Here is a 16917-nt window from a genome sequence, read left to right as displayed (position 1 = left end):
GAGGAGCAGCCAGCCAAGGGGTGAAACAAAAATGCCGCCGCATCCATGAGATGCGGCGGCATGAAATTGATATTGCTGGAGTGTCTCCGAGAGAGCGGCCGCAGAGCTGCAGGCACTGGTCAAGCGCCCGGGGTCACCTGACCGTCGCCACCGCGCAGCCGCCGCAAATGATCGATGATGCGGAGCGAACCGGAAGCACGTGCCGCCGAAAAGTCAGAACTCTTCGAGAGTATGCGCAACATGTCTTCAGCCTCATCGGCTGAGATCGTGCCGCGCGCCGCCAGCCCATCGATCAGCATGAGCATCGCTCCTTCAACGGCGAGAGCGCGGCGGTGGGTTTCGTCATCGTTGTTGTTCTCGACATTCAGCATCATCAGGCTCCGTCCTTATCTGTACCTGACGAATTGTTTCAGGCGGGAAAGGTTCCTTGATCTTCGTGGAGCCCGCGCCGCCCGCGCCCGTCAGACAGGATGTCGCCCATGCTCCCGGTCGATCCGTCCCTGCTCCGCCTTGTAGAAATACTGGCTTGCCACCAGCCACCCCTTCAGCGGCCTCAGTGGCGGAATGCATGTCAGCAGCATGAATGGCAGCGAGGTCAGCAGGTGCACCCAGAAAGGCGGCTGGAAGGCCACTTCGATCCAGACCGCGAGCGCGACGCTCGGGACGCAGGCGAAGCACATGACGAAGAAGGCAGGGCCATCCGCAGGATCAGCGAAGGAATAGTCGAGGTCGCACACCTCGCATTTCTGCCGGAGCGTCAGAAAGCCGTTGAACAGGTGGCCTTGGCCACAGCGCGGGCAGCGTCCCCGAACACCGGTGCTATAGGGAGACAATGGGGGCCACTGGGCGTCAGATGACATGCTATTTCCTTTCCCGAACCGGTCCCTTAAACGCCCAACCCCGGCAGGCGGCAAGGGTTTCGTGCCGTGCGCGTCAAAGTGACCCGATGTGGGGAGGTTTCGAATGCCGGCCAATCAAAGATCGTCGAAGGGCCAGCCGCGGTAGATGCGCCGCGAGACGAGCTTGAGGCTGCGATCAGGCTGGATCACGTAGCGCTCCTCGACCCGCTGGCCGAGATTGTTCGTAAACTGATGGTTGACCGAGCTTCCGACCGGCGCCTTCGTCAATCGTGTGCGCGGCTGGCCGCCATAGGTGATGCTGCCGGGAATCGGCTCCAGACCTGGCGCATCGCTGAGCGAGCCGGATGTGCACCCGGAGACGGTCAGCGCCAAGGCTGCGATGATCAGCAAGTATCTCATAGCCCACTCTCCCTGGTCGGCGTGCTTCACCGGAAAACGAGGAGCGACCGCACCGGTTCCTCCGGCGTCAGACGCCCCGCAGCCGATTGTGGACGGCGACCGCAGCGATCTCGCCCTGAGCCATGGCCACTCCCAACTGATTGAGCCCTGTCACTACGTCGCCGACCGCGAAGCAGCCGTCAACCGCCGTCTCCTGATGGGCGCCGGTACCGATCCGTCCGTCTTCCTCGAGGACGATCCCGAGGCCGGCGGCAAGGCGCGAGCGCGGACGCACCCCGAGAGCGGAGTAAAGAACCACCTGTTCGAGCCGCCTACCGTCAGAAAATGTCAGCGACGTCTCACTCTCGCCTGCCCGCTCCACCGATGAAAGGGCGGCCGTGATCACGCCGATCCGCTCCTCCATCAGGGACGCTTCAGTGTCCCCGTCCCACTCCGGACTTTCGCCGAGTGTGGCGATGCAGACAGTATCGCTGAACGTCTGCAGGAAACGGGCTTCGGCCACTGCCCGCAGGCTATTGCCGATCACGCAGACCGGCCGGCCGGCGATCTCGAACCCGTCGCAGATCGGGCATATCCGCAGATAACCGCCGGCGATCATGTCTTCCGCGTCCGCAAAGGGCGGGAGGTTGTCCTTCAGCCCGGTGGCCAGGATGATGCTCTGCGCCGTCAAGCCGGAACCGTCATCGAGGCGGACTCGGAAGAAACTGTCCTCTGTCTTTTCGACGCTCGACGCCGCGGCTTCGACCACCGGGACCCGCAACAGTGCCAATTGCTCGCGCATTCGCGCCAGAAGAGCCTCGCCCCTGATACCGCCGGGAAAACCTGGATGGTTGTAGGATCGCGGAATGAGTGAGGCACGGCTTGCTCCGCCATCGACAACGAGCGTCTTCCGGTTCATCCGGGCAAGGTAGATGGCGGCCGTCATGCCGCCGGGCCCACCGCCGACAACCACGCAGTCGAACGGCGTCCCTGACAAGTCCTGCCGCGCAGAACCTGCGCCTGTCGTACCGCTTTCCATACTGTTCTCGCTACCACGCCTTCAGGCGGCGACAACTCATCCGGAAGACCAGGGTTCCCAGAGTTGTTCGACGCGACCCTCTCGCGACATGGGCCTGCGATCAGCGGACCAGAAGCGTGGGCAGTCTGACACCCTTCATCATCGAACTGGTCACGCCGCCGAATATCCGCTGCCTCCAGCGGGCATGGCCATAGGCACCGAGAACCAGCATATCCGCCGATACTTCGAGAGCACGTTGGTTCAACACGTCTTCGACGGGCCGCCCGCCGCTTGGTATCTGGTCCACGGTCACATTCACCCCATGCCGCGCCAGGAATGTCGCAAGTTCGGCGCCGGGCTCGCCATCATGATCCGCATAAGGGCTCGTCGGATCGACGACGGCCACATCGACCGCTTCGGCGGCCATCAGCATGTCCATCGATTCCCGAACCGCCCGTATCGCCTCGATCTTGTTGTTCCAACCCAGCATGATCCGTTTCGGGCGCAGGCTTGCCTGATCTCCCTCGGGCAGCAACAGCACCGGCGACATGGCGTCGAACAGCCCACCGTTGACGACGATGCCGATCAGAGAAGCATTTGTCATGACCCGGGGGCCTACCGTTATGAGGTCGGCATAGAAGGCGCGGCGGGTCAGTTCCTCGGTCAGGAACACAGGCTCGTCGTAGAAGCTGGCGAAGTCATAGGAGATCCCGCTGCCAGCGCAGGCCGCATCGTGCGCCTCGGCGGCCGCCTTGAAGTCGTGCTGGTGATGGTGCCGGCGATCCAGCCAATCCGTATCTACAGGATAGTCGCTCAGTGTCGGCGACAGCGCCACCTGCAACGCCAGGACCGAAAGATGCGCCTCGCTCCCGGCGCAAAGCGATATCGCCTGCTGAAGGTCAGCGACAGTGTCCTTGCCCCCGACAACGGCCAAGACAGTCTTGAACGGCATTCCAATCTCCTCTCGTAACGATCCCGAAGCCGTTCACCGGCATCGACAGTCTCCCAGGAACTGCCCCAGGCATGCTGATCCTTGCACAGGGAGCGGAACCGTTGTTGACATATATCAACCTCGGCTTGGTTATCTCGAATAGGCTGGCGGACAACCCGCACGTCTCTCTGACAATGACCGGAAAAGCCGAGTGAGCGACCCGACCTCTGCCAAGATGGGATTGACAGCGCTCGAAGCTGAGGAACGACTGGCCCGCTTCGGCGCCAACCTCCTTCCCGAGCCGAAGATCCCTTCATTCCTGATGACTTTCCTGCTGCAGTTCCGCAGCCCGCTCATCTACATCCTGCTTGTCGCGGCGGCCCTTTCGGCGGCCCTGGGAGACCTTGAGGACAGCTTCTTCATCGGGTTCGTGCTCGTCTTGAACGGCATCGTCGGCGGAGTGCAGGAACATTCCGCCGGACGGGCCGCCGCGGCTCTGCGGAAGCTCGAGGAGGCGACCGCGACGGTGCTGCGCAACCAGGCCGTAGTGACGATCCCGGCCCGGCTCGTCGTGCCGGGTGATATCGTCCTGCTGGAGGCCGGCGCGCGGGTGCCTGCAGACGTCAGCGTGTTCCAGGCCACCGACCTTCAATGCGACGAGTCCCTGCTGACGGGAGAATCCGCTCCCATGAAAAAGATCATCCCGCCCGGGCAGGAGAATGCCGTTCCCGCCTTTGCCGGCACCCTCGTCACGAGGGGGCGTGGGCGGGGCGTGGTCGTCGCGACGGGCATGTCGAGCGAGATCGGCAAGATCGCGGCGGAACTTGGAAAGAAGTCCTCCGCCAAGCCGCCGCTGATGATCCGGCTTGCCAAGTTCTCCAACCTGATTGCGTGGCTCGTCGGCTTTGCCATGCTCTTCCTCATCCTGGTGGGCCTGATCCGGGGGCTCGCCTGGGGGGACCTCTTCCTGATGGCCGTCGGCCTCGCCGTCAGCGCGATACCGGAAGGATTGCCGGTGGCCATTTCCGTCGCCCTGGCAATCAGCATGCGCCGCATGGCGAGAGAGAACGTGATCGTGCGCCGCATGCCCGCCGTCGAAGCGCTCGGCTCCTGCACGATGATCGCGACCGACAAGACCGGCACGCTCACCCTGAACGAACTGACGGTGACGGATATCGTGCTTCCAGGCGGCAGCCGTTTCGAGTGCGAGACGGGAAGCGAGATCGACGCCTGCCGGATCCTCGGTGACACAGGACATGACCTTTCGGCAAACGACCGTGTCTCCCGTCTGTTCAAGGCAGCCTCGATGCCCAACGAAGGCGCGCTGATCCGGGATGAGAATGGCTGGGCTGGGGTCGGTGACACCGTCGACGTCGCCCTGCTGGCCGCCGCACGCAAGGCAGGCCTGGAGCATCAGGCGCTGGCGGAGCACTACCCGCTTCTCACCCGCATCCCCTACGAGCCGGACCTGAAATACGCCGCCTCCTTCCACCAGCGCGGCGATGTCGTGCGCGTCTTCGCCAAAGGTTCCCCGGAGACGCTGATCGGCATGGCGGACCGGATGGACATGGGTACGGAATTCGTGCCGATCGACCGGGATGCCCTTCTGCGACAGAAGGAGGAGATGGCGGCCCGAGGTCTTCGCGTGCTGGCATTTGCCGACGGCGAGATTTCCTCGGGAGAGAGCAGCGACCTTGGGGCTCACCACCTCGTCGATCTCGTCTTCCTCGGGATGGTCGGGATGCAGGATCCCGTCCGTCCCGAAGTGCCCCAGGCGGTTGCCGACTGCCGTTCCGCAGGCGTCGAGATTGCCATGGTTACGGGCGATGACCCGCAGACGGCCGCCACCATTGCACGGCACGCAGGACTCTCCTTCAAAGAGGACCAGGTGGTTACTGGCCACGATGTCGAATCGGCCGAGGAGACTGGAGAAGCCGGCCTCGATGCACTGACTGCGCGCGCCCGCATCTATGCTCGCGTGGCGCCGGCACAGAAGCTTGCCATCGTTCGGTCGCTTGCCCGCAACGGGCACTTCGTCGCCGTCACGGGGGACGGCATCAATGATGCACCGGCGCTGAAGCATGCGCATGTCGGCGTCGCCATGGGCCGGAAGGGGACGGACGTCGCAAAGGAGAGCGCCGATATCGTTATCACCGACGACAACTTCTCGTCCATCGTCAGAGGCATCCGCGAGGGGCGTGTGGCCTACAGCAACATCCGCAAGGTCATCCTGATGCTGGTGACGACCGGGATTGCCGAGGTCCTGCTGTTCCTGCTGGCGATCCCGCTCGGGCTGCCCATGCCGCTCCTTCCCGTCCAGTTGCTCTGGCTGAACCTCGTAACCAACGGCATCCAGGACGTGGCCCTGGCCGGCGAAAAGCGGGAAGGAGACGAACTCCAACGCCCTCCGCGACGCCCCCGGGAGCCGATCTTCGATGCCATCATGATCCGGCGCATCCTTGTCACCGTCGCAGTAATGGGCTTCGGTGGCTTTGGCCTGTTCTACTGGCTGCTCGCGCAAGGATACGAGGTGTCCCAGGCGCGCAACCTGCTTCTCCTCCTCTTCGTGATGTTCGAGAACGTTCAGACCTTCACCAGCCGGTCCGAGCGGCGCTCTATCTTTTCGATCCCCCTCCTCGGTAATCCGCTCCTGGTGGTGATCATCATCATTGCCCAGGCGCTCCACATTGCCGCGATGTACATACCCTGGCTGCGCGACACCCTCGATCTCGCCCCGATCAGCCTGGCGGAATGGGCCCTGATGCTTCTTGGCGCGGCATCGATTATCGTGGTGACGGAACTGGACAAGTTGCGCCTGCGCCGCACCGAGGCACGGCGGTCACGTGACATCGTGGAGCCGGTTACCAAACGCTGACCGCCACGGATTTTCTAGCAGAGAGGCGAAGTTTGGAGGAATTTGCCTCCTGCATCATCGCTCGGCCTGTTAGTCGTCTGCTCCCGCAGTCGAGTACCGCTCCCCATGTCTCTCCTCCGACGTCTCAACCCTTCGATCGTGCCGGTCAGTTCGGCAGAACGCATGCGAGCGTCCGTCGGCGCGCTGGTCGGCATCATGCTGACGGGTCTCCTGTCGCGGATGGCGCTTGGCGATAGCGACGCGCTCCCCCTGCTCATCGCGCCGATGGGCGCCTCTGCCGTTCTGCTGTTCGCGGCGCCGAGCAGCCCGCTCGCCCAGCCCTGGTCGATCCTTGGCGGCAATCTCGTCTCGGCCGTCATCGGCGTCACCTGCGCACTCGCCATTGCGGATCCGGTGATCGCCGCCGGAAGTGCGATCGCGCTCTCGATCGCGCTCATGCTGCTCCTCAACTGCCTGCACCCACCGAGCGGCGCCGTCGCGCTCACCGCCGTCGTCGGCGGAGCCTCCATTCATGAGTTGGGCTATTGGTTCGTCCTCTCGCCGGTCGGCTTGAACACGATCCTGCTGCTCGTCAGCGCCTATGCGTTCAACAATGCGACAGGGCGGCGCTATCCGCATGTCGCGCCCCCAGCCACGCAGAATTCCCATGGCACCGTCGATGCCACCCCCTCCCACCGCATCGGCGTCGTTCCCGACGATCTCCGTGCCGTGCTGGAGCAGTATGACGAGGTCGTCAACATCAGCCTCGAAGATCTCGATGCTCTCCTCCACCAGGCGCAGATCCGCGCCTACGAGCGCCGCTCCGGCGAGATTACCTGCGCCGAGGTCATGTCCCGCGACGTCCTGACCGTCACACCGGAAACCAGCCTGAAAGCGGCATGGGAAGTGCTGGTCCGCGCAAAGATCAAGGCGCTCCCCGTGGTCGCGCCGGACCGCCAGCTCGTCGGCATCGTGACACAGACCGATTTCATGCGCATGTCCGTCCTCAACCAGAAAGGCGGGCTGAAGCTCGCAACGCGCGCCGGCGGGCTAGTCCGCCGGCCGGGCGTGCCCCGAACCGTCTCCGACATCATGACGCGGCGCGTCCAGTCCGCCCTTCCAGAGACCATGATCGCCAAGCTTGTGCCCCCGATGGCGGACATGGGCCTCCACCACATGCCGGTGGTCGACCACGACAATCACGTGGTCGGCATCATCACCCAGTCCGATCTTATCGCCGCACTCTTCCAGAATGGTCGAACAGGAATGGCGACGTTTGCGTCCGACTACGCTGAAGCCGGGTGACTGAGCGTAGTATTTTCGAACCTCTGAATTTAACCAAGGTACGAAAATACTTCTGGGGCAGCTTGAATGCAGCGCAACGTGAGTAGAGGATACAATACGCACATAAACAACTACGTTGAATGCGTATCCATCCAGTGGGAGCGTCATGCAAGACCCAATAGCAGTGATGGCAAGGAGACTGGCAGGCGACGATACTGTGTGCAGTGAGGAGATCGCTGAGGCGCTCGACTATGTGGAGGAGCAGATTCGCTCTGCCCGGGATGGTCAGGGGCCACTGCCGATGGCTGCCTTCCGGACGAGATCGCTCCTTTCCGCCGCGCTGAGGCTACGGCAGGAAGCCGGACACTCACTCTAGAGAAATGCGATAGCGAGCGAGTTGGCCTTCCGGACGTCTAGCCGCACCGCGTTTGGATCAACGCCGAACTGTTCAAGTGTCCCGCGCGGCACATGGAACCAAGGTCGCGCCCACCGGTTCAAGCCTCTTTAGAAGGAGAACGTTTTGAACTGGAGCGACATGTTCTTCCAGGAATGGGAGAACATATTCAGGACTATCATGGTGGGGCTGTTGGCTTACGTCTCGGTCATCCTGTTTATCCGGATCTCCGGCAAGCGGACCCTTGCCAAGCTTAATGCCTTCGACCTGGTAGTGACGGTTGCGCTCGGATCGACCTTGTCATCCGTCCTCCTGCAGAAGTCGATATCCCTGGCCCAGGGTGTCACCGCACTTGGGTTGCTCATTGCCCTTCAGTACCTGGTGACGTTCCTCTCCGTGCGCTCCACACGGTTTGCCAAGCTGGTCAGGTCCCAGCCGAGCCTCCTCGCCCGCCACGGGATCTTCTATGGCGATGCGATGGTGAGGCAACGGCTGACAGAGGACGAGGTCTTGTCGGCCGTTCGTGCGCAGGGCCTGCAAGGGCTGGAGAACGTGGAAGCAGTGATCCTGGAAAGCGACGGTTCGCTCAGCATCATCCCGCGGCAGGACTGAGCAACCACGGTCTTAATTTTCGGGGCCGCACATCTGCCGGACGCAGCAGCGACTTGCTGTCGCAGACGATGCTGCGATCTGAGAGGGACTGAAAATAGCTGCTAGAACAGTCGGATTGCGAAGCGAGGACCGGGTTCAATGGCCAACGACTGCAATGCCGAACTGCATGCGCGTCCCTCCATCAAATTTCTTGGACCCGCGATTGTCGAGCATGTTGCGCTCATGCCGGCCAAGTTCCTTGGCCAGCATAGTACGCAGGCGGTTGTCGGTGCGCCTGTTGCTGGCGACAGGCATGTTCGCAGCCAGATCGAGTATCATACAGAATTCATCACCATCACCGTGGTGACGCAACTGGACACGCAGCCGGTGGAATGGCCTGAAAGCCAGCTTTCGGTCGCAGACTTTCAGGAACTGGCGGCGACGCCCGATGCTGAGCTTATCTGCCGGACGTCCATCCTGGTCACAGGTCCGGCCCCGCCTGAAATCGCGCCGGTCCTCTCGAAGCTCGGTTTCGGCGACACCGCCGTCTCCTCGGTCGGCCGAGGTTCTGCCCATGTCTGCTCCGACTTCCGTCTTCACGGCGACGGGTCGATCCGCGTCGTTCTCTTCAATCAGGACCTGAACGCACCCCGCCTGGGGCGTATGGTGAGGAGAATCTACGAGATCGAGACCTACCGTGCCATGGCACTGCTGGGCCTGCCTGAAGCGCGACGCCTCGCACCGCTTCTGGGAGATTATGATGCGAAGCTGGTTGAACTGAGCAATCGCAACCTGGCGACCCCGAGGTCCGAGCACAAGAGATTGCTGGACGACATTACCGCGCTTTCGGCCGAGGTGATCTCGGCGACGGCAGAGACACGCAACCGGTTCGGCGCAACAGCCGCCTATGCGGCAATCGTCGATGAACGGATCGCGGAGCTTCGCGAAGAACGCGTCGAAGGCTTCCAGCGCTTCGGCGTCTTTGTTGACCGGCGGTTCAAGCCTGCCGTGCGCACCTGCGCCGCGACAGCCGTGCGCCTCGATCAGCTGTCACGCGCGACCATGCATCTCATCGACCTCCTACAGACGCGCATACAGGTCGAGATCGAATACCAGAACTCTCTGCAGATAAAGGCGATGGCCGAGAGGACCGCCACCCAGATCAGGATTCAACGGGCAGTCGAGGGCTTCTCGATCATCGCCATCAGCTACTACCTCCTGAGCCTCCTGAAGGTGGTGACGGAGAGCATGAAATATGCCAGCTACAGCGTAAGCCCACTGGTCATGCTGATATCCATACCTGTCGTCGTCGGCGCCGTGGCACTGACAATCCTGCGGGTAAGGCATGCCCTCACGTCCGGAAAATGAAGGAGGTCCAGGGGTCGCAGACGCGTTCTGGGCCTCCGCAGCTCAGTCGATACCGCCACCGGCTGACTGGTCGTCTTCGCCGGCGTCCTCCGGAGTGACGTCGAGAATGGCAGCGTGCATGCTGATTTCTGCCTTGCCGGGACGGCAATTTTCCATGCACGGCTCTTTCTTCTCCGCATAGAACGGCTCTTCCCGGCGATCGTCGTCGATGAAATTGGGTTCATTCGGCAACTGGATCTCGGTGAAGTTCTCCTTGGACAGCTCGAATTCCTCGTCCGTCACGACATCGTTGAGGTAGAGGAGATAGGCGGTGAGCGCGTAGACGTCGTCGTCGGAAAGGGAGCGTGCGTTGCCGAATGGCATGGCCCGACGCACATAGTCATAGACTGTGGACAGATAGGGCCAATAGGAGCCGATCGTCTTTTCCGGACGTTCCGCCTGAAGCGTTCCCTGGCCACCGGCGAGAACCGGCCACCGTCCGACCGCCTCGCCGAAATCGCCATGGCAGGAGGCACAGTTCTCGTCATAGATTTCCATGCCATGGGCCACGGTTCCGCGACCCTCGGGCAGACCGAGGCCGTCCGGGCGCACGTCGATATCCCATGCAGCGACCTCTTCCGGCGTTGCGGCGCGGCCGAGCTTGAAGTGCTTACCCGCCCCGGGCTCCGTGCCCGCCGGTATCTCCGCAGTGTCGGAAGCATCCTGCGGGGCCGCGGAAGGCGTCGCTTCCGCCACATCCTGTGCCGCTTCTGCCTCGGGCTCCGTTACCGTCTCTGGTGGCGTGGCGGCTGACGCCTGCTTCTCCGAGAACGTCTCGAGATAAGCGATGACATTGCTCAGATCATCTTCGGACTTGAGGCCGGCAAAGGCCATCTTCGTGCCTTTGACGAGCCCGCGCGGATTGGCGAGATAGGCCTTCAGATTGTCCTCATCCCAGACTAGTCCGCCCGCGCCGGCTTCCATCATCGCCTTCGAGTACTTGTAGTCCTCGATCGCCCCCGCCTTGCGACCGATCACGTCATTGAGATGCGGGCCAACCCTGTTCTTTGCCCCCTCTCCCACCGCATGACAGGCCGCGCACTTGGCGAAGACCTTCTTGCCGGCTTCCGGATCGTCCGCCAGGACGCTGGTCGCGCCTGCGAATGCGGCGAAGCCCAGAACCGCGATCGTCTTAAAAGATCTCGACATTTTCGATGCCTCCGTCCTTGTTGACGTACCACGTCTGGATGCCGTTGTTGTGGTAGATGGAATTCGACCCGCGGACCGATCGCAGCTCGTCCTTCGTCGGCTGAACAAATCCATCCTCGTCGATGGCACGCGACTGCAGAAACAGTTCAGAACCATCCCAGTCGAATTCGTAGTAGAAACGGTGAAGCGCCTTCGGCAGGGCCGGCCCGTCAATCCGGGCGGTGTGCCAGTTGCGGCCGCCATCCGTCGTCACGTCGACGCGCTTGATGCGGCCATTCCCGGACCAGGCAAGCCCGCTGATCACCAGTGGCCCCTTGCCGTGCGTGATGGGCGCCTGCGGGCTGGGATTGGTGATGACGGACTTCACATCCATCACGTAGGTGAAGCGGCGAGCCTTCCCATTGGGGAGAAGATCCGTGTACTTCGACGTCTCCTCGCGCTGATGCCACGGCTCGTCACCGATCTCCAGCCGGCGCAGCCACTTGACCCACATATTGCCTTCCCAACCGGGAACGACGAGGCGGATCGGGTAGCCCTGCTCGGGACGCAGAGCCTCACCGTTCATGCCGAAGGCAACCATGCAGTCCTCCATCGCCTTCTCCAGCGGGATGGAGCGCGTCATCGCGGAGGCGTCCGCACCCTCGGCGAGCAGCCACTTGCCCTCCGGCTTGACCCCGGCTTCCTCCAGGATCGTCCGCAGCGGCACGCCCGTATACATGACGCAATGGATCATGCCATGGGTATACTGGCAGCCATTGAGCTGCGCGCCCCGCCATTCCATGCCGGAATTGGCAGCGCATTCCAGGAAGTAGAGCTTGTTTTCGCGCGGAAAACGCTTGAGGTCCGCCATCGTGAAGACGAGCGCCTTCTCGACCATGCCATTGATCATGAGGCGGTGCTGCGCCGGATCGATTTCTGCAATCCCGCCATGGTGCCGCTCGAAGCAGAGCCCGCTCGGCGTGACAATGCCGTCCAGTTCATGCAGCGGCGTGAAGTTGACGGAGGAAACCGCATCCGACGTCAGCCAGGGGACGTTCTTGCGAACGACGTGTGCCTCGAACTGCGATGGGGAACCATAGGGACGGGCATCCACCCCCTCACCGAGGTAACGGTTCCAGTCCTGGATCTCGGTGATCAGCGGATCGCCGGCTGCGAAGGCGCCGCCTGCGCCCCCCGCGATCGCAGCGCCGCCTGCAAGCCCTGCTCGCAGGAAGGATCGGCGGGTGGGATTGGTGTCAGATTTCATCAGTTCCTCCCGAACAGATGACACAGATAAACATTCAATTTTTCCTATATATCAGGGCGCGCTACTCCTGCCAATGCGGCATGAGCCTAGATTTTGCGGCTTTCCACCTTGACCGACTGATTTTCCTCGACCGTCACGACGGGATTGCGGGCAAGAAACTCCTCGACCACATCCCAGATTGCCGGCCCTTCAGTTGCCTCGTTAATGGATGCCCAGCCGGCCACCGTATATTCCTTCGACGCCTCGATCGGCTCGCCGGTCTTGAGCAGCGTCATTGCGGAAATGCGCGAACCCATCTCGCCTTCCGGATTGATCGCATAGCCCATACCGCCGACACGGACCATGTCGCCACCCTGCTGATAGTAGGGATCCTTGTTGAACAGGTTGTCGGCCACGTCCTCCAGCACATCCTTCAGCGTCTGGCCGGTCATCGTGTTACGGTAGGCGCTGGGATACGTCATCGAACATGCGTTGTGCACATCCTCCACCGTGATCTTCTGGCCGGGCAGCACCGACGTGCCCCAGCGGAAGCCCGGGGAAAGTGAGATGTCCGCCTCCCGGACATCGAGCAGGGCCTGGCAGATGAGATCGTCAAAGGTGCCGTTGAAATTGCCCCGGCGGTAAAGCAGGCTCTCCGTGGTGGCCAGCTCGCGCGACAGCTCGGCCTCATAGGGCGCCCGGATGTCGGCGATGAGCTTCGCCATATCGGCGTCCGGCTTGATGACGTCGGAAAAGACCGGGATCAGCTTGTGGCGATATCCCTTGAGAGCACCATCCTGCACGTCGAGGTCCAGGCGCGTCACGAACTTGCCGTGCGATCCCGACGCGATCAGCAGGGTCTTGCCGACGATGACCGGCTCCGGGATCGCGTCATGGGTGTGGCCCGTGAGGATGACATCGATCCCTTCGACACGCGCGGCAAGCGCGCGATCCACGTCGAAGCCGTTGTGGGAGAGCAGCACGACGATGTCGGCTCCCTCCTCGCGGGCCGCGGCGACATTTTTCGCCACCTCCTCCTCGCGGATGCCGAACGACCAGTTGGGAAACATCCAGCGCGGGTTCGCGATCGGCGTATAGGGGAAGGCCTGACCGATGACGGCAATCCTGGCGCCGCCCTTCTCGAACATCTTGTAGGCCTCGAACGCGGGCTCGTCCCATTCGGCGTCGAAGATGTTGCTGCCGAGGAAGGGGAACGGCAAGCCGTCGATGAGTTCCTGGACTTGCTCCGTGCCGTAGGTGAACTCCCAGTGTCCGGTCATGGCGTCCGGCGAAAGGCTGTTCATGGCATCGACCATGTCCTGCCCCTTGGTCTGCAGAGAGGTGTAGCTCCCCTGCCACGTATCGCCACCGTCCAGAAGAAGCACGTCCTCGCCACGCTCGGCGCGCACCTGCTTCACGATGGTGGCGATCCGATCAAGACCACCCATCTTGCCGTAGCTTCTCGCGAGCGACACGAAGTCTTCCGACGTGAAGGCATAGGCTTCCGGGGTGCCCGGCTCAACGCCGTAGAGCTTCAGGAAATCCGCTCCCGAAACATGCGGCGGCAAGCCGGCGACGCCACCGACGCCGAGGTTGACCGAAGGCTCCCGGAAGTAGACGGGCATGAGCTGGGCGTGGATGTCTGTGAGGTGCAGGATAGTGACATTACCGAGGGGCTCGAAGGCCAGCAGGTCCTGCTCGGACAGGGACTGTTGCGCCGCGACGCGCGACCACCGGCCGGCAAGGCCGGACCCGAGGATCGCCGACAGGGCAGCTGCGCCCATGAGCATCTCTCGACGTGAAAACATTCATGCACTCCTTGGCGGGTGCAGCCCATGCTGCACCTCTACAAAATGATTTGTGTTTGTATCGCCGACTACTGGCGAACGGCCGGCGTCTCGACGGAGAGGCCCGTCCCACGCCAGGTCACGTAAACCTCGAGCGCCATCAACTCATCGGAGAATGCAGCAGGCATCTCGGCACGGGTGTCGCGAATGCAGCCCCGGAAACGGTTATGCAGGGAGACCATGCCGCCGGTATTGAAGCGATAGGTCGGGAAGCCGTTGTTTTGGCCTTGGCTGAGATGGTCCGCCCGGATGTACTTGCCCATGCTCTGTTCGTGGCAGGAGGCACAGGAGAAGTCGAGCTGGCCGGTGCGCGTGTAATAGAGCTCCTTGCCCTTGTCCCACCAGGACTGCATCTCGCCTTCCTTGAGGTCGATCGAGACTGGTGTGCCGAGAGATTGGTGCTTGATGTAAGTGGTCAGCGCCACCTGCCCCTCGGCATCGAACTTGTAGGGCTCCGCACCCATCTGTTCGGTGCGACAGTGGTTTATCTGGAGCTCGAGGTTCTTCGGCTTGTTGGCTGCGGCGTCCCATTTTGGGAAATGCGCGCCAACATCCTTCATCGTTTCCGACGCGTCGTTGTGGCAAGAGGCGCAGGATTTCCCCGCGGTGCCTTCCACCGTGTTCCAGATTTCCTCACCCCGCTCGACCGACAACATGCCTGGATTGGCGAAGGAATCGGCTTCCGTCGCCCGCGTCTCAGCTTCCCGGAACAGCCAGCCCGACAGCACTTCGTCGAAGGGATGCCCTTCGGGTGCCTTGGCCCGCGTGATGATCGGCGTCCCGTCGATCTCCAGGCTGTCGTCGACCGGGTCGGCATAAGCGACCATGGCCAAGCTCGAAATCGATGACATTCCGGCCAGCACCAGGACAGAAATTTTCCTCATCGTTACCCCTCCCAAGATAACACCGCCCTCAGGCGAACCGGATTGCGAAGCCCGCCGGATTCCGGCGGGCATGTCTCAGTTGACGGTGATCTCGTGCTCGTCCGTGTAGACAGAGCCGTCGTCATCGGTCCAGGTGAACTTGAACGTGCCGCTTTCGCTCACCTTGGCGGTGAACTCGAAATAGGGGTTCGCCGAGATTGCCGGGTCGATGTCGCACGAGAAGACCGGTGCACCATTGAACTCGCAGGCGAACTTGTTGATGATCTTGCGCGGGATGACGTTGCCGTCCTTGTCCTTCCGCTGACCCGATTCCATTTCGTGGCTGATCAGGGTCTTGAGCGAGATCACCTCGCCTGCCTTGGCTTCCTTCGGCACCTTGATCCGCGGCTTTGGTTTTGCTGCCATGTCAATCTACTCCCTTGTCGATCCCGTCAGCCGCCGCAGCCGCCGATGGTGACCTTGACTTCCTTCTTGTCCATGAAGACCGAGCCGTCTGCCATCTTGGCGACGGCGATCACGTTCTGCGTCTTCGCAAGGCGCATGCGAGTGGTGGCTGCCGCAGTTCCGCTCATCGCAGTGAAATGGAAGGTCGCAACGTCTGGGTTGGGATTGCCGTCTGCAACGAGCAGGACCGACTCCACCAGATCACCGTCGGTCATTGCGCTTTCCACCTCGACCGACACCGGCACCGTATTGCCGTTCTCCGCAATCTCCGGGGCGGTAAGGGTGATCTTGCCGGTCTCCGGCTTCTTGCCGCCGGTAAACTCCATGATGAACTTGTCCGTTGCCTCGACATCGGCCAGGGCAATGCGCGTGCCCGCCACCGACATCAGCGCGAAACCGGCTGAAACGCCGAGCATCTGACGCCTGCTGATACTCATAATTCTTCTCCTCTTTCCGGAAATCTCACTCGGGTTCCTTCAGCGTACCGAGATACGCGACCACATCTTCGACCTGCTGCGCCGTCAGTATGGTCTTGCCCTCCAGATCCTTGCGGGGGTTGATGCCGTATTCGAGACTGTAGAAGGCAGGCATGACGGTTTGCTCTGTGAAGATGTGCTTGGCATTCACGACGATCGCCCGCAGTTCCTCGGCCGACCACCGATCAGCCACACCGTCGAGGGATGGCCCGACATTGCCATGGAATTGCTCGCTCTCGAGCGGCGTCACCGCATGACAGGCGAGACAGTTGCCGAGGCCTCGATTGGCGAGCACCTTGGCGCCCTCCTCCGGGTTGCCCGGCACGCCCGTCAGCGACTGACCAATGCTCATGTCCTCGAATTTCACATCAGTGGGCGCGATGTCGGACGCTATCGCGACCTGCGTGCCGAGAACACCGGCCATGGCGGCACAGACGAAGAAGCGATGCATGTGTCGAGTCCTCCCAAACTCGTCGAACCTGAACGGCGGCTCGAGTCTTGGCCGAAACGATAGCTTCATGCCCTGCAGCTATCAATAGATAAATATGAATTCTTGAATGTTTCTGTCGGCAGCTATTCCTCAGCACCCAGCCTGCCCGCTGCCCGCAACTCCTGGATGATGCGCGCGTGATAGGTCTGGAAGTGCTCGTCCCCCTCGTAGCCCTTCTCGCGCACCCACCGGAACATGTTGAGGAACGTCCATTTCCCGAAGGCGCCCGGCATGGTCGCAACGGCGGCCTCGCTGACGGGAACATCACTGGTCACCTCCTCGGGGAAAAAGACGATGGTCGGCGTGAAGACATAGCCCCACTTGCGCGCAGCACTTTTCTCGGTCAGCGTCTCTCCGTCGAGATCCGTCACCTCCTCGTCGCCGAACATGTTGTACTGGACCACCATGAAGTTCGCCTTGATGTAGTCGCGAACCTCCGGGTCGGAGAGGATCTTCTCGTGCATCTCCCGACAGTAGATGCAGCCGCGCTGTTCGAAGACGATTGCGAGCCGTTTTCCCGCAGCCTTCGCGTCCGCAACATCTTCCTTGATGTCGCGGAACGTCATCGAGAACCAGTCCTCCTTGTGAAGACCGTCTTCGCCCACAGTCACTGCACGGGCAGGCAGGCTCGCCACCATGACTGCGAGCAGGGTCAGGCCCAGAAACTTCAACATTTTCTCTCCTC

Annotated in this window: 18 protein-coding genes; 5 read left to right on the top strand and 13 right to left on the bottom strand. The window is 62.0% G+C overall.

The genetic code is table 11. The features are described from left to right. Positions 1-119: 119 nt before the first annotated feature. The 5 genes from ACEPP2_RS14785 to ACEPP2_RS14765 all read right to left on the bottom strand — a co-directional run bounded on the left by ACEPP2_RS14785 (position 120) and on the right by ACEPP2_RS14765 (position 3208). On the bottom strand, positions 120-374 hold the full coding sequence (locus ACEPP2_RS14785; RefSeq protein WP_139346356.1) for a hypothetical protein: 255 nt from the start codon (positions 372-374) through the stop codon (positions 120-122). Between the two features lie 87 nt (positions 375-461). Continuing rightward, positions 462-860 (bottom strand): DUF983 domain-containing protein, encoded by a 399-nt coding sequence (locus tag ACEPP2_RS14780; RefSeq protein WP_077549534.1) that lies wholly within the window; start codon positions 858-860, stop codon positions 462-464. A 114-nt stretch (positions 861-974) separates the two neighbouring features. Next, a complete protein-coding gene (locus ACEPP2_RS14775) occupies positions 975-1259 on the bottom strand; it encodes a hypothetical protein (protein WP_152339603.1) in 285 nt (94 codons plus the stop codon). Positions 1260-1326: 67 nt separating this feature from the next. Then, entirely contained in the window at positions 1327-2277 is a 951-nt protein-coding gene (locus ACEPP2_RS14770; protein ID WP_152339602.1) for an NAD(P)/FAD-dependent oxidoreductase, read from the bottom strand. Positions 2278-2377: 100 nt separating this feature from the next. Continuing rightward, a complete protein-coding gene (locus ACEPP2_RS14765; RefSeq protein ID WP_152339601.1) occupies positions 2378-3208 on the bottom strand; it encodes a universal stress protein in 831 nt (276 codons plus the stop codon). 214 nt (positions 3209-3422) lie between these two features. Between ACEPP2_RS14765 and ACEPP2_RS14760 the strand changes: the two genes are divergently transcribed. The 5 genes from ACEPP2_RS14760 to ACEPP2_RS14740 all read left to right on the top strand — a co-directional run bounded on the left by ACEPP2_RS14760 (position 3423) and on the right by ACEPP2_RS14740 (position 9678). Next, positions 3423-6062, top strand: a complete 2640-nt coding sequence (locus tag ACEPP2_RS14760; RefSeq protein WP_395517081.1) for a cation-translocating P-type ATPase — start codon at positions 3423-3425, stop codon at positions 6060-6062. Positions 6063-6167: 105 nt separating this feature from the next. Next, on the top strand, positions 6168-7346 hold the full coding sequence (locus ACEPP2_RS14755; RefSeq protein WP_395517024.1) for an HPP family protein: 1179 nt from the start codon (positions 6168-6170) through the stop codon (positions 7344-7346). A gap of 145 nt (positions 7347-7491) precedes the next feature. Beyond that, positions 7492-7701, top strand: coding sequence for a hypothetical protein (locus ACEPP2_RS14750; RefSeq protein WP_077549540.1), 210 nt, complete (start codon positions 7492-7494; stop codon positions 7699-7701). 144 nt (positions 7702-7845) lie between these two features. Beyond that, entirely contained in the window at positions 7846-8331 is a 486-nt protein-coding gene (locus ACEPP2_RS14745) for a DUF421 domain-containing protein (protein ID WP_077549541.1), read from the top strand. 138 nt (positions 8332-8469) lie between these two features. Next, on the top strand, positions 8470-9678 hold the full coding sequence (locus ACEPP2_RS14740; protein ID WP_395517023.1) for a DUF3422 domain-containing protein: 1209 nt from the start codon (positions 8470-8472) through the stop codon (positions 9676-9678). 42 nt (positions 9679-9720) lie between these two features. Here ACEPP2_RS14740 and ACEPP2_RS14735 read toward each other — a convergent pair whose 3' ends face one another. The 8 genes from ACEPP2_RS14735 to ACEPP2_RS14700 form a co-directional block, all read right to left on the bottom strand. Next, positions 9721-10866, bottom strand: coding sequence for a c-type cytochrome (locus tag ACEPP2_RS14735; protein ID WP_395517022.1), 1146 nt, complete (start codon positions 10864-10866; stop codon positions 9721-9723). After that, entirely contained in the window at positions 10850-12112 is a 1263-nt protein-coding gene (gene soxC / locus ACEPP2_RS14730; protein WP_395517021.1) for a sulfite dehydrogenase, read from the bottom strand. The genes ACEPP2_RS14735 and soxC overlap by 17 nt, the downstream gene beginning before the upstream one ends. 86 nt (positions 12113-12198) lie before the next feature. Beyond that, positions 12199-13899 (bottom strand): thiosulfohydrolase SoxB, encoded by a 1701-nt coding sequence (gene soxB / locus ACEPP2_RS14725; protein ID WP_395517020.1) that lies wholly within the window; start codon positions 13897-13899, stop codon positions 12199-12201. Between the two features lie 68 nt (positions 13900-13967). Further along, positions 13968-14822: a sulfur oxidation c-type cytochrome SoxA gene (gene soxA, locus ACEPP2_RS14720; protein WP_395517019.1), complete on the bottom strand. Its 855-nt coding sequence runs from the start codon at positions 14820-14822 to the stop codon at positions 13968-13970. Between the two features lie 75 nt (positions 14823-14897). Beyond that, on the bottom strand, positions 14898-15227 hold the full coding sequence (soxZ, locus tag ACEPP2_RS14715; RefSeq protein WP_142589810.1) for a thiosulfate oxidation carrier complex protein SoxZ: 330 nt from the start codon (positions 15225-15227) through the stop codon (positions 14898-14900). Positions 15228-15253: 26 nt separating this feature from the next. Then, positions 15254-15703: a thiosulfate oxidation carrier protein SoxY gene (gene soxY / locus ACEPP2_RS14710; RefSeq protein ID WP_077549547.1), complete on the bottom strand. Its 450-nt coding sequence runs from the start codon at positions 15701-15703 to the stop codon at positions 15254-15256. A gap of 25 nt (positions 15704-15728) precedes the next feature. Next, the gene (gene soxX / locus ACEPP2_RS14705; RefSeq protein WP_281976603.1) at positions 15729-16193 is read right to left on the bottom strand and encodes a sulfur oxidation c-type cytochrome SoxX; all 465 of its coding nucleotides are present in this window, start codon (positions 16191-16193) and stop codon (positions 15729-15731) included. Positions 16194-16315: 122 nt separating this feature from the next. Beyond that, a complete protein-coding gene (locus ACEPP2_RS14700; RefSeq protein ID WP_395517018.1) occupies positions 16316-16906 on the bottom strand; it encodes a SoxW family protein in 591 nt (196 codons plus the stop codon). Between the last annotated feature and the right edge of the window lie 11 nt (positions 16907-16917).

This window comes from Pseudorhizobium flavum (assembly GCF_044142885.1).
Classification (GTDB): domain Bacteria; phylum Pseudomonadota; class Alphaproteobacteria; order Rhizobiales; family Rhizobiaceae; genus Neorhizobium; species Neorhizobium flavum.
Note: the sequence above shows the minus strand (reverse complement) of the source record. Positions and strands in the feature narration are given on the sequence as shown.

What these genes read in the sequence shown, in the direction of transcription:
- soxZ (WP_142589810.1), bottom strand. Translation starts at nt 15,227, where the DNA reads ATGGCAGCAAAACCAAAGCCGCGGATCAAGGTGCCGAAGGAAGCCAAG.
- soxA (WP_395517019.1), bottom strand. Translation starts at nt 14,822, where the DNA reads ATGAGGAAAATTTCTGTCCTGGTGCTGGCCGGAATGTCATCGATTTCG.
- ACEPP2_RS14750 (WP_077549540.1), top strand. Translation starts at nt 7,492, where the DNA reads ATGCAAGACCCAATAGCAGTGATGGCAAGGAGACTGGCAGGCGACGAT.
- ACEPP2_RS14785 (WP_139346356.1), bottom strand. Translation starts at nt 374, where the DNA reads ATGATGCTGAATGTCGAGAACAACAACGATGACGAAACCCACCGCCGC.
- soxX (WP_281976603.1), bottom strand. Translation starts at nt 16,193, where the DNA reads ATGCATCGCTTCTTCGTCTGTGCCGCCATGGCCGGTGTTCTCGGCACG.
- ACEPP2_RS14780 (WP_077549534.1), bottom strand. Translation starts at nt 860, where the DNA reads ATGTCATCTGACGCCCAGTGGCCCCCATTGTCTCCCTATAGCACCGGT.
- soxY (WP_077549547.1), bottom strand. Translation starts at nt 15,703, where the DNA reads ATGAGTATCAGCAGGCGTCAGATGCTCGGCGTTTCAGCCGGTTTCGCG.
- ACEPP2_RS14735 (WP_395517022.1), bottom strand. Translation starts at nt 10,866, where the DNA reads ATGTCGAGATCTTTTAAGACGATCGCGGTTCTGGGCTTCGCCGCATTC.
- soxB (WP_395517020.1), bottom strand. Translation starts at nt 13,899, where the DNA reads ATGTTTTCACGTCGAGAGATGCTCATGGGCGCAGCTGCCCTGTCGGCG.
- ACEPP2_RS14775 (WP_152339603.1), bottom strand. Translation starts at nt 1,259, where the DNA reads ATGAGATACTTGCTGATCATCGCAGCCTTGGCGCTGACCGTCTCCGGG.
- ACEPP2_RS14700 (WP_395517018.1), bottom strand. Translation starts at nt 16,906, where the DNA reads ATGTTGAAGTTTCTGGGCCTGACCCTGCTCGCAGTCATGGTGGCGAGC.
- soxC (WP_395517021.1), bottom strand. Translation starts at nt 12,112, where the DNA reads ATGAAATCTGACACCAATCCCACCCGCCGATCCTTCCTGCGAGCAGGG.
- ACEPP2_RS14770 (WP_152339602.1), bottom strand. Translation starts at nt 2,277, where the DNA reads ATGGAAAGCGGTACGACAGGCGCAGGTTCTGCGCGGCAGGACTTGTCA.
- ACEPP2_RS14740 (WP_395517023.1), top strand. Translation starts at nt 8,470, where the DNA reads ATGGCCAACGACTGCAATGCCGAACTGCATGCGCGTCCCTCCATCAAA.
- ACEPP2_RS14765 (WP_152339601.1), bottom strand. Translation starts at nt 3,208, where the DNA reads ATGCCGTTCAAGACTGTCTTGGCCGTTGTCGGGGGCAAGGACACTGTC.
- ACEPP2_RS14760 (WP_395517081.1), top strand. Translation starts at nt 3,423, where the DNA reads ATGGGATTGACAGCGCTCGAAGCTGAGGAACGACTGGCCCGCTTCGGC.
- ACEPP2_RS14755 (WP_395517024.1), top strand. Translation starts at nt 6,168, where the DNA reads ATGTCTCTCCTCCGACGTCTCAACCCTTCGATCGTGCCGGTCAGTTCG.